Source organism: Oribacterium sp. oral taxon 078 str. F0263 (assembly GCF_000469565.1).
Taxonomy (GTDB): Bacteria; Bacillota; Clostridia; order Lachnospirales; family Lachnospiraceae; genus Oribacterium.
In genome coordinates this window covers 44,990-55,480 of sequence record NZ_KI273118.1, presented here as the reverse complement: position 1 = coordinate 55,480, position 10,491 = coordinate 44,990, and the positions used below count along the sequence as shown (strand labels likewise).

General features: G+C 56.3%; 13 protein-coding genes and 3 tRNA genes. All 16 read left to right on the top strand.

What is annotated here, in order from left to right:
- The first annotated feature begins 93 nt into the window (after nucleotides 1-93).
- Nucleotides 94-166: transfer RNA gene (locus tag HMPREF1986_RS07000), tRNA-Asn, on the top strand.
- A 9-nt stretch (nucleotides 167-175) separates the two neighbouring features.
- Nucleotides 176-246: transfer RNA gene (locus HMPREF1986_RS06995), tRNA-Cys, on the top strand.
- 97 nt (nucleotides 247-343) lie between these two features.
- Nucleotides 344-415: transfer RNA gene (locus HMPREF1986_RS06990), tRNA-Glu, on the top strand.
- A gap of 208 nt (nucleotides 416-623) precedes the next feature.
- Entirely contained in the window at nucleotides 624-1,616 is a 993-nt protein-coding gene (locus HMPREF1986_RS06985) for a biotin--[acetyl-CoA-carboxylase] ligase (RefSeq protein ID WP_021774118.1), read from the top strand.
- Complete coding sequence (locus HMPREF1986_RS06980) at nucleotides 1,606-2,262, top strand: hypothetical protein (protein WP_021774117.1); 657 nt, start codon at nucleotides 1,606-1,608, stop codon at nucleotides 2,260-2,262. The genes HMPREF1986_RS06985 and HMPREF1986_RS06980 overlap by 11 nt, the downstream gene beginning before the upstream one ends.
- 10 nt (nucleotides 2,263-2,272) lie before the next feature.
- On the top strand, nucleotides 2,273-2,848 hold the full coding sequence (locus HMPREF1986_RS06975) for a hypothetical protein (RefSeq protein ID WP_021774116.1): 576 nt from the start codon (nucleotides 2,273-2,275) through the stop codon (nucleotides 2,846-2,848).
- The gene (locus HMPREF1986_RS06970; RefSeq protein WP_021774115.1) at nucleotides 2,820-3,755 is read left to right on the top strand and encodes a DNA polymerase III subunit delta' C-terminal domain-containing protein; all 936 of its coding nucleotides are present in this window, start codon (nucleotides 2,820-2,822) and stop codon (nucleotides 3,753-3,755) included. The genes HMPREF1986_RS06975 and HMPREF1986_RS06970 overlap by 29 nt, the downstream gene beginning before the upstream one ends.
- Complete coding sequence (locus HMPREF1986_RS06965; protein ID WP_021774114.1) at nucleotides 3,749-4,651, top strand: PSP1 domain-containing protein; 903 nt, start codon at nucleotides 3,749-3,751, stop codon at nucleotides 4,649-4,651. The genes HMPREF1986_RS06970 and HMPREF1986_RS06965 overlap by 7 nt, the downstream gene beginning before the upstream one ends.
- Nucleotides 4,635-5,366, top strand: a complete 732-nt coding sequence (locus HMPREF1986_RS06960) for a tRNA1(Val) (adenine(37)-N6)-methyltransferase (protein ID WP_021774113.1) — start codon at nucleotides 4,635-4,637, stop codon at nucleotides 5,364-5,366. The genes HMPREF1986_RS06965 and HMPREF1986_RS06960 overlap by 17 nt, the downstream gene beginning before the upstream one ends.
- Nucleotides 5,367-5,660: 294 nt before the next feature.
- Nucleotides 5,661-6,659, top strand: coding sequence for a DUF2156 domain-containing protein (locus HMPREF1986_RS06950; protein WP_021774111.1), 999 nt, complete (start codon nucleotides 5,661-5,663; stop codon nucleotides 6,657-6,659).
- A complete protein-coding gene (locus HMPREF1986_RS06945; protein WP_021774110.1) occupies nucleotides 6,634-7,299 on the top strand; it encodes a GNAT family N-acetyltransferase in 666 nt (221 codons plus the stop codon). Before HMPREF1986_RS06950 ends, HMPREF1986_RS06945 begins: the two co-directional genes overlap by 26 nt.
- Nucleotides 7,299-7,562 (top strand): DUF951 domain-containing protein, encoded by a 264-nt coding sequence (locus HMPREF1986_RS06940; protein ID WP_021774109.1) that lies wholly within the window; start codon nucleotides 7,299-7,301, stop codon nucleotides 7,560-7,562. Before HMPREF1986_RS06945 ends, HMPREF1986_RS06940 begins: the two co-directional genes overlap by 1 nt.
- 101 nt (nucleotides 7,563-7,663) lie before the next feature.
- Complete coding sequence (gene rpsF / locus HMPREF1986_RS06935; RefSeq protein ID WP_036599702.1) at nucleotides 7,664-8,011, top strand: 30S ribosomal protein S6; 348 nt, start codon at nucleotides 7,664-7,666, stop codon at nucleotides 8,009-8,011.
- A 24-nt stretch (nucleotides 8,012-8,035) separates the two neighbouring features.
- Nucleotides 8,036-8,503 (top strand): single-stranded DNA-binding protein, encoded by a 468-nt coding sequence (locus HMPREF1986_RS06930; protein WP_009214327.1) that lies wholly within the window; start codon nucleotides 8,036-8,038, stop codon nucleotides 8,501-8,503.
- Between the two features lie 64 nt (nucleotides 8,504-8,567).
- Nucleotides 8,568-8,837: a 30S ribosomal protein S18 gene (gene rpsR, locus HMPREF1986_RS06925; RefSeq protein WP_036599733.1), complete on the top strand. Its 270-nt coding sequence runs from the start codon at nucleotides 8,568-8,570 to the stop codon at nucleotides 8,835-8,837.
- Between the two features lie 314 nt (nucleotides 8,838-9,151).
- Nucleotides 9,152-10,486: an NADP-specific glutamate dehydrogenase gene (gene gdhA / locus HMPREF1986_RS06920; RefSeq protein WP_036599698.1), complete on the top strand. Its 1,335-nt coding sequence runs from the start codon at nucleotides 9,152-9,154 to the stop codon at nucleotides 10,484-10,486.
- Nucleotides 10,487-10,491: the final 5 nt, after the last annotated feature.

Below are 10,491 nucleotides of genomic sequence, written 5' to 3'. Positions count from 1 at the left end.
CTACTAATCGGTCGAGGGCTTATCCATAGTCGGAATGAATCGGATCTTGACAAAATATTTTACCGGATGATATGATTCAGATATTCAGTTTATGCCTCTATAGCTCAGTCGGTAGAGCACGCGGCTGTTAACCGCGGTGTCGTTGGTTCGAGTCCATCTGGAGGCGCTATCTTATGGCGAAGTAGCCAAGTGGTAAGGCGTGGGTCTGCAACACCCTGATCACCGGTCCGAATCCGGTCTTCGCCTCTTTTTCCTGTATATGCCCTTGTTTGAGTCTCCATGAGCTCTGCCTCCTTCAGAGCCGCTGTGATATGCTTGAGCAGGAGATGCGGCAGGAGAGCAAGGCGCCATGGTCAAGTGGTTAAGACACCACCCTTTCACGGTGGTATCACGAGTTCGAACCTCGTTGGCGTCAGAAAGGTCTCAGAATGACTATATAGTCATTTTGGGGCTTTTGTTGTATTATATGCTGTATCCTCTGCTGCTTTGCTGTTTCGTTTTCCGCGGCCTCTCAGCCCGGAAATTTGCGCTGCGGAAGATCTTCTGTCAGAGGCGCTCACGAAAGGGAGAGTTTCCGTGCCGCCTTGGGGGTTTTTTGCCGATATCCTGCGATCGGAGGTTATATGTCTCTTCGTCAGTCGCTTTTGCCGCTTCTTTATCGGGCGGCTCCGGATTATCTTTCCGGGGAGGAACTCGCTCTGCGGCTTTCCTGCAGCCGGGCCGCGGTCTGGAAATGCATCGAGAAGCTCCGCGGGGAGGGCTATCGCATAGAGGGGATGAAAAACAGGGGCTATCGTCTGGAAGCGGGAGAGGGGCAGCCTCTTTCGGAGGAGCTGATCGCCGCGATGCTCGGGGGGAGAGTCTCCGTAGAGGTGGAGCCGGAGCTTAGCTCCAGCAATGATGTCTTGAAACAACAGATCCTCTCGGGGGCTCTGAAGCCGCCTGCCGTGCTTCTCACCGATTATCAGAGTGCGGGGAAGGGAAGGCTTGGGCGAAGCTTTTTTTCTCCGAAGGGAGACGGCCTTTATCTGAGTCTCTATCTGAAACCGGGAGGCCTTGTTTCGGACAATCTGATTCTGACGGCACAGGCGGCTGTCGCCGTCTATCGGGCCGTCCGCGAGGTCTCGGGAATCTCCCTTTTCATCAAGTGGGTCAATGATCTCTACCTGGGAGGGAGGAAGGTCTGCGGCATTCTCTCCGAGGGACAGGCGAATTTCGAGACGGGGGAGCTCGACTTTGCGATTGTGGGGATCGGCCTCAATCTCTATGAGCCGGAGGAGGGCTATCCCCGGGAGATCCGCGGAAAGGCGGCCTCTCTTCTGGGAAGGCGCTCCGAGGGGCGGGGGATCGACAGAAATCTGCTCGCGGCCCGCATTGTCGAAGGGCTTATCGAGCTCGGAAAGGAGAGAGAGCTGCCCGAGGACTATCGGACGAGAAATATCGTTTTGGGGAGGGAGATCATCCTTTCAGAGGGAAAAAGCAGGAGAAAGGCGAGGGCGCTCTCGATTCTTCCGGATGGGAGACTGGAGATCCTCGAGGAGGACGGGAGCCGCAGTACGCTTGTCTACGGTGAGCTGTCTGTGAAGCTGGAGGAGGATAGAGGAAATGACTCGTAGGAGACGGAGAAGGACGGGACGGCAGGAGGATCGGGAGACGATGGCCTTCGGGGACATTGTGCGGGTCTGCATAGCAATCGTATTTTTGCTGCTCGCCGTCTTCGCGGTTATTTTTGTCGTAAAAAATGTGAGCGGCTTTGCTTTTCCGGATCTGAAGCTCAGTAAGGCGGAGAGCAGTGAGGAGAAGACTCCGGAGACCATTCAGGCAAAGAGCAGCGGGGGAGAGACGGAGTCCTCGGAGAAAAGGGAGGCGGAAAGCAGCAAAGAGAGTACAGAGAAGAGCTCGGAAGCGGAGAGCCGGACCAAAGCGGAGGAATCCGCGAGGGAGACGGACTCGGAGGAGGATGCGGATAAGGGGACGCTTGCGGAGGAAAAACCGAAGGCCTCGGAGAGCCGGAAGAGCGGAAGCGGGGAAGAGAAGAAGGACGCCATTGAGGCGAGCGACCCGAGTAAGGCGGCAGAGAGCGGAAAGTCCTCAGAGCCGCAGAAGACGAAGTCCTCGGATGCGGGAAAGTCATCACAGAGCAGCACTTCGAAGGAGAGCGGAGGAAAGACAAAGGAGAGCGCTGTGATCGGGGAATCTCCGACTGCGGCGAAGGAGTCCGGCTCTGAGATCGCGGTCCGCGAAGGACCGAAGGGGACTTAGGGAAGGAGCTATGATCTATTATCTTATGGGAAAATCCGCCAGCGGAAAGGACACGATCTGCCGCGCTCTCCGGAAAGCGCGGCCGGACTGGAAGGGACTGATTCCCTATACGACCAGGCCGATGAGAAGCGGAGAGAAAGAGGGAGCGGAGTACCATTTCGTATCGGAGAGGGAGCTTCAGAGACTGCGGGAGGCGGGGAAGATCCTGGAGGAGCGCTCCTATGAGACCGAATTTGGCATCTGGCGCTATGCGAGTGTGGATGACGGGAGGATCGGGCGAGCGGGCGGAGGAGATTATCTCCTCATCGGGACCCTGGAAAGCTATCGGAAGCTCCGCGGGAGATTCGGAGAGGGACAGCTCTTTCCTCTTTATCTTGAGCTTCCGGAGGAGCTTCGCCTGGAGAGGGCCCGAAGGAGGGAGGAGGAGCAGGAGAAGCCGAGCTGGACTGAGTTTTGGCGGCGCTTTTCCCTCGACGAGCGGGATTTCTCGGAGGAGAAGCTCCGGGAGGCCGGGATTGTCAGGCGCTACCGGAATCTGGAATGGGAGGCTTGTGTCAATGAAATCCTTGCGGATACCGCTTCATAAGGTCAGAAACGCCTATCTTTTGATCGGGGAGGAGAGGGAGCAGCTCTATGAGGCTGCTCTTCGCTTTGCGGAGGAGCTCCTTCAGAGGGAGGGAGGAGAAGAAGAGCCGCTTTGGAAGAGACTCTCCTATCCCTCAAAGGAGGAGTGGAGGGAGAGCGTCAGAAAGCGGATTCGCGCCGGAGAGCATCCGGATCTCTTTCGCCTTCTGCCGGATAAGCCGGAGGAGCATCCGAAGATGATCAGCGTCGATAACATCCGCAGAAATCTGGTGGACAGCGTGGAGATCCGCCCCTACGAGGCGGAGTATAAAATCTATATCATCATGGATGCGGATAAGATGAATGCGCAGGCACAGAATGCTCTCCTAAAGACCCTGGAGGAGCCGCCCGAGTATGCCGTGATTTTGCTTCTTTCCGGCGGGAGGGAGGCCTTCCTTCCGACGGTGCTCTCCCGGCTCATCGAATTCTCCGGGGGGGAGAGGGACGCGAGAGAGCGCTTTTTGTCCTTTTATGAAGAGGAATGGGCGAAGGAGTTCTCCGATTTTCTCCCGGGGATCAAAGAGAGAGCTCCCTCGGAAATTCTCCGTTTTCTGAAGGAGCATCCGGAGGAAAAGCTGCCGATCCGGGAGCTTTTCTCCTTTCTTGAAATTATTTTGCGGGATGTGCTATGCTATAAAAGTACAAAGCGGCGGGAGCTCCTCTATGCGAGAGAAATCTCCGGGACCCTCATCCGCATGGCCTCGGACTTTGATTATTCGGAGCTTGGAAAAATTACGGATGAGCTTGCGAGAGATGTCCGGGAGCTCTCCCTGAATGTCAACAGAGAGCTTCAGCTGGAGCAGCTTCTATTTTCGATGGGAAGACGGGAAGAGGGACAGCCTGGGAGTCCCGGGAGAACGATATGGTGACGGTAATCGGAGTGAGATTTCAAACGGCGGGGAAGGTCTACTATTTTTCGCCGGGAGAGAATGAGTTCAGCCGGGGAGAGTATGCGATCGTTGAGACGGCCCGGGGGGTGGAATACGCCTTTGTCGTCCTTGGGAACCGGGAGCTCCCGGAGGATAAGATCGTTCCGCCTCTGAAGGCGGTCATACGAAAGGCCAGCGCAGAGGATCGGGAGAGGAAGGAGGAGAACAGCCGTAAGGAAAGAGCGGCCTTCCAGGTCTGCCAGGAGAAGATCCGCCGCCACGGACTGGAGATGAAGCTCATCGATGTCGAGTATACCTTTGACCGGGGAAAGCTGCTCTTTTATTTCACGGCGGACGGACGGATCGACTTCCGAGCCCTCGTAAAGGATCTTGCGGCGATCTTCCGGACGAGGATTGAGCTCCGTCAGGTCGGAGTCCGGGATGAGACGAAAATCCTCGGGGGCTACGGCATCTGCGGGCGCCCGCTCTGCTGCCACAGCTATCTGCCGGAGTTCGCCCCGGTCTCGATCCGCATGGCGAAGGAGCAGGGGCTCTCCTTAAATCCCAGCAGCATTTCCGGGGTCTGCGGGAGGCTCATGTGCTGCCTGAAGAATGAGGAGGAGGTCTATGAGTTCCTGAATTCGAAGCTCCCCTCCCTCGGGGATTATGTGACGACGCCGGAGGGACTGCGCGGGGAGGTGAGCTCGCTCTCTGTCCTGAATCAAAGGGTCAAGGTGATCGTCGATCTGGAGCGGGAGGATGAGAAGGAGCTTCGGGAATACGCGCTCTCGGAGCTGAAGTTCAGACCCGGAAAGAAGAAGTCTTCCCTTCGAAAGGGAGGGAAGAAGGAGGAAGCCGCGGAGCGGGAAGCGAGGGAGAGTGGCGGAGAGGATTGATGATCTTTTGTGCCGGGGCTTTCGCATCATTCAGGACAGCGAGGGCTTTTGCTTTGGAATGGATGCGGTGCTGCTCGCAAATTATGCGCTTCCCGCGGTGAGAGAGGGTTCTCAGCTTCTGGACCTCGGGACCGGAACCGGGGTCATCCCCCTTCTTCTGTCCGCAAAGACAAAGGCGCAGAGGCTTTACGGCCTGGAGATTCAGAAGAGCGCCGCGGATCTCGCCGAGCGCTCGGTGGCTCTAAACGGGCAGGAGGGGCGGATTCAGATCCTCCGGGGAGATATCCGGCGGATCCGCGACTTTCCCCTCGCCTCCCGCATGGATCTCGTTCTCTCCAATCCGCCCTATCTAAAGAGCGGGATCCGAAGCAAAGAGGAGGGGCGGCAGATCGCAAGGCATGAGATTTTATGTAGCTTTCACGATGTCACGGAGGCCGCTTCCTATCTTCTGAAGGCCTCCGGCCGCTTCTTCCTGGTACACAGGGCGGAGAGGCTTACGGATATCGTCTCGGATCTTCGGGAGAGCGGGCTGGAACCGAAGCGCCTTCGCATGGTGCATTCCAGGGCGGGAAGGGAGGCGAAGCTCCTTCTCCTAGAGGCGGTGAAGGGCGGGCGGCCGCAGCTTCATGTCGAGCCCCCGCTCATCGTCTACGGGGAGGGGGGAGCCTATACGGAGGAGCTTCTCTCCCTCTACCGCGGGGAGGCATATCTTTAAAAGGATATTATCTTTTTATGGGGGCTGTGCAGGCGGGGAGCATTGTGCTACTCTCAAGGAGTAAAGCCGATTTCGGGAGGACCGGAATGTTATCCGGATCTTTTGGGAGGCTGCGGGGACTCGACTCCTTTTGCGGCGCGGAATCGGCGGTCTGCCGGGGGAGCCAGAGGATGGACGGAGCCTACAGAAGCACAGTGCGTCGGCTCCCCCGAAATTTTCGGTCCTGCCTCCGGCTTTTCAAAAGCGGCTGCGGAGAAAGAAGCGGCGGCTATCTTCATTCCTTCAGGAGGATTTATGGATCTTACGTTTACGAGGCCCTTGGCCGAACAGTCGTCTGAGATTGCGCCTTATTTTTCCCTTCGCCCCAATAAGAGCTGTGACAGCGGCGCGCTGGACACCTATCTCTGGGCGGAGTATTACAATACAAAGATATGCATCATAAAGGACAGGGCCCTTCTTACCATAATGCAGAACGGGGAGGAATATTTTGCGGCGATGCCCTATTGCCGGGAGGAGGATCTGAGGGAGTATTTTGAGCTCACGAAGCGCTATTTCAACGAGATTTTGAAAAAGCCTTTGAAGATCTACCTCGCGGATGAGGAGGCTGTCACGGCGCTTTCTCTCATGGAGGATGAGAATTTCATCGTAAAGGAGGAATTTGATTTCAAGGACTACCTCTATGATGCGGAGGAGCTCCGCAGCCTGCCCGGCAAGAAGTTCCATAAGAAAAAGAACCTCGTCAATAAATTCATGAGAGAGTACGAGGGGAGATGGGAATACCGCACGATCCGCTGTGAGGACAAGCTTTTGGTCTGGGATTTTCTGGACCGCTGGTATGAAGAGAGGGCAGAGACCGAGACAGAGGGAGAGGTGAGCCTGGAGTACGAGGTAAAGGGGATTCATGAGGTTTTGCAGAATTGCTTCCTGATCGAGCACAGGATCGGCGGGATCTTCATCGACGGGAGACTCGAGGCCTTCTCCATCGGGGCCTATAATCCGAGGGAGAGGATGGCCTGCATCGACATCGAAAAGGGAAACCCGAGGATTCCGGGGATTTACCAGATTATAAATCAGCAGTTTCTGCTCCATGAATTTCCGGAGGCGAAGATCGTAAACCGGGAGGATGATGTGGGGCTGCCCGGTCTTCGGAAGGCAAAGGAGAGCTATAATCCGATCGGCTTTGAGAGGAAATATATGGTGCTGCAGAAGGACTTTGCGGGCTATGAGAAGGAGCTGACGGATCAGTATGAGGCGGAGGTCAGGCAATATGGCTCGGACGCTCAGGATACTTAATACAGAGGAGGAAAAGCGGAGGACGACAGCGCTCTACCGGAGATGCTTTCCGGAGGACTCCGAGGCCTTCGTGGACTTTTACTACCGGGAGCGCTGCCGCGGCAATCGGATCCTGAGTATAGAGGAGGAGGGAGAGGTCCTCTCCATGCTTCACTTAAATCCCTACCGGATCTCGCTTTTTTCCCGGGAGACAGAGATCAGCTATGTCTATGCTGTTGCGACAGAGGAGCGCTTCCGGAGGCAGGGCATGATGCGGATGCTCCTCCAGGAGGCCTTCCGGATTCTGAAAAGGGAGAGGGTGCCTCTTTCCTACCTGATTCCCGTGGAGGAGGCGATCTATACGCCCTTTGGCTACGGGACGGTCGGGAGACTTCAAAGGGAGCGGCATATCAGCGAGGAGAGGCTTCGGGAATACAGCCTTTACTGCATCCGGAACAGTGCCTACCAAAGGCTCATCGCCGGGGAGGAGCGCTTGGAAAACGGGGCCGGGGAGGGACTTCCCGAGGATCCCAAAATCATGATGAAAATCACGGATCCGGATCGATTCTGCGAGCTCAGCGGTCTTTCGGAAAAGAGAAATGAGGCGGACTGCCTCGACTGGCTGAAAAAGCAGAGGATCTATATCTCGGAGGACATCTGATGAGAGAATTTTTCCCGGGGGAGATCCTTCTCCTGAAGAAGAAGCATCCCTGCGGGGAGAACAGCTGGGAGCTGATCCGGGTCGGCGCGGAGTTGAAGCTTCGCTGCCGGGGCTGCGGACATCTTCTCATACTGCCCAGGCGCCGTCTCAAAAAGCTTCTTCAGAGAGAGAATGAGGCGGAGGGGAGGGAGAGATCGGGGCTGAGGGAAGAGCCGCGGAAGGAGAAAGGACGCATCCCCGAACAGGGGGAAGACAAGAATTAGCTTGCGGAAAGCTCTGAAAACTGATAAGATATCAGACTGTATCGAAAATCCTTGCTTTCACAGAGAGTGTGAAGGCCGGAGACCACAAGGAGGAAAGGCAGATGAGCCAATACGAATTATGTGTCGTCCTGAGCGCGAAGCTCAGCGATGAGGAGCGAGCGGCCGCCATTGAGAAGATCAAGGAATATATCAGCCGCTACAATGGTGTCGTGGGAGAGAAGATCGAGGAGTGGGGCAAGAAGAGGCTGGCCTATGAGATCCAGCATATGAAAGAGGGCTACTACTACTTCATCCCCTTCACCGGAGATCGGAATACCCCGAACGAGCTCGAGAATCAGGTCCGCATCATGGAGGCGGTCATCCGCTATCTTGTTGTGAAGCCGGAGGAGAAGCTCGTGGCCGCAAAGGCAGAAGAGGAAAAGGCAGCTGCAGAGACAGAGGCAGAGTAAAACGCGGGCGGAAAGCGAGCAGATATGAACAGAGTCATCCTAATGGGCAGATTGGTGAGGGATCCCGAGATCCGGTATTCGCAGGGCGAGAACAGTCTGGCGATCGCGAGGTATACGCTCGCAGTGGACCGCCGGGGCCGGCGGAACCAGGACGGCAATCAGCCCACGGCGGATTTCATCCGCTGTGTAGCTTTCGCGCAGAGAGCGGAATTCGCAGAGAAATATATGCATCAGGGCATGAGGATGCTGATCTCCGGGAGTATCCAGACGGGAAGCTACCAGAATAAAGAGGGGCAGACGGTCTATACAACGGACGTAATTGTGGATGATCAGGAGTTCGCCGACAGCAAGGGACAGGGCGGCGGGACGTATCAGAACCGCGGCACGAATTCCTACCGCAGCGATTCCTCCGGAGAGGGAGGAAGCGGAGTCGGCGATGGATTTATGAATATACCCGACGGGGTAGAGGATGAGGGACTTCCCTTTAACTGATAAGGGAGAGGGGGCCTTCACCGGGAAGGGAGCGGCTTGGCCGCCCGGAATGAAGGAGGAAGATATGGCATTTCAGAAGTCAGATAGAAGCGGCTCCGCGAGGCCGAGAAGAGCCGGCGGATTCCGGAGCAGAAGAAAGGTCTGTGTGTTTTGCAGTGATAAGGCGAAGCCCGTGGATTTCAAGGATATCGCCACGCTGAGGAAGTATATCTCCGAGAGAGGAAAGATTCTTCCCAGAAGGATCACGGGTACCTGCGCGACGCATCAGAGAGCGATTACGACCGCGATCAAGCGCGCGCGTCATATCGCACTGCTTCCGTATCAGGTTGACTGAGCCGGATGCGGACGGAGAGAGCTGCCGATGGCGGCTCTTTTCTTTTACGGGCGGAGGCAGGGACAGGCGGGGAAAAGCATGTTTTTTTGGAATGTCAGTTATTTCATGTTGCCGCAGCTATAACGCGGTGCTATAGTATGGGTCTGATGCCAAGAGTGATTCCGCGAAGTACTGCCCTCTTTCCCGCTCACGGAGGAGCGTGTCATAAGGCCCGGTATCCGCTCCCGGAGGCTAAGCGGGAGGAGTGCTTTGAGTGCGGGATCACAGGCGCAGGCAAAAGACGGAGATACCGGGGAGAAAAAGGAGGAAGAGCCATGTCCTATGTCAATGAAGTCTATGAGATGCTCCAGAAAAAACATCCCTATGAAGCGGAATTTCTGGAGGCCGCAAAGAGGATCCTGGATTCTCTCACTCCGATTGTGGACGCCAATGAGGATCTTTACCGGAGGAATGCCCTCCTTGAGCGATTTGTGGAGCCGGAGCGGATTGTGAGCTTTCGGGTCCCCTGGACCGATGATCAGGGGAAAAATCATGTCAACCTCGGTTACCGCGTTCAGTTCAATTCCGCAATCGGTCCCTATAAGGGAGGCCTTCGCTTTCACCCGACGGTGAATCAGTCGATCCTGAAGTTTCTCGGCATGGAGCAGATTTTGAAGAACTCCCTGACAGGGCTTCCGATCGGAGGCGGAAAGGGAGGGGCCGATTTCGACCCCCATGGCCGATCCGACGCGGAGGTGATGCGCTTCTGCCAGAGCTTCATGACGGAGCTCTATAAATACATCGGAAAGGATGTCGACGTCCCCGCCGGAGATATCGGAGTCGGCGGAAGAGAGGTCGCCTATCTCTACGGGCAGTATAAGAGGATCACGAATCTCTATGAGGGGGTTCTGACCGGAAAGGGACTGAGCTTCGGGGGATCCCTGGCGAGACCGGAGGCCACGGGCTATGGCCTGATCTACATCACGGAGGAGATGCTGAGAGCGGCCGGAGAGGAGCTGAAGGGGAAGACCGTCGTCGTCTCCGGATCCGGAAATGTCGCGCAGTATGCGATCCAGAAGGCACAGGAGAGGGGAGCGCTCGTGCTGAGCTGCTCTGATTCCGACGGCTTTATCTATGATCCGGACGGGATCAAGCTGGATCTTCTCTTTGAGATCAAGCAGAAGCGCCGCGGCAGGATCCGGGAGTATGCGGAGAAGGCTCCGGGGGCGGAGTATCATGCGGGGGAGAAGCCCTGGTCGGTAAAATGCGATATCGCGCTTCCCTGCGCTACGCAGAATGAGATCAACGGAGAGGATGCGAAGAAGCTCCTCAAAAACGGATGCACTGTCGTCGCGGAGGGCGCAAATATGCCAAGCGATGCGGAGGCGATTGACGCCTACCTTGCCGCAAAGATCCTCTATATGCCCGCAAAGGCGGCGAATGCGGGAGGAGTGGCGGTCTCCGCTCTCGAGATGAGCCAAAATTCCGAGAGGCTCTCCTGGAGCTTTGAGGAGGTCGACAGCAGGCTTAAGGATATCATGGTCAATATCTACAGGAATGTGTCCGCGGCTTCGGAGAAGTATGCTCATAAGGGAAATTTCGTGATCGGGGCCAATGTGGCGGGCTTTGAGAAGGTCGCTGCGGCCATGCTCGCTCAGGGTCTGGTCTAAAAGAG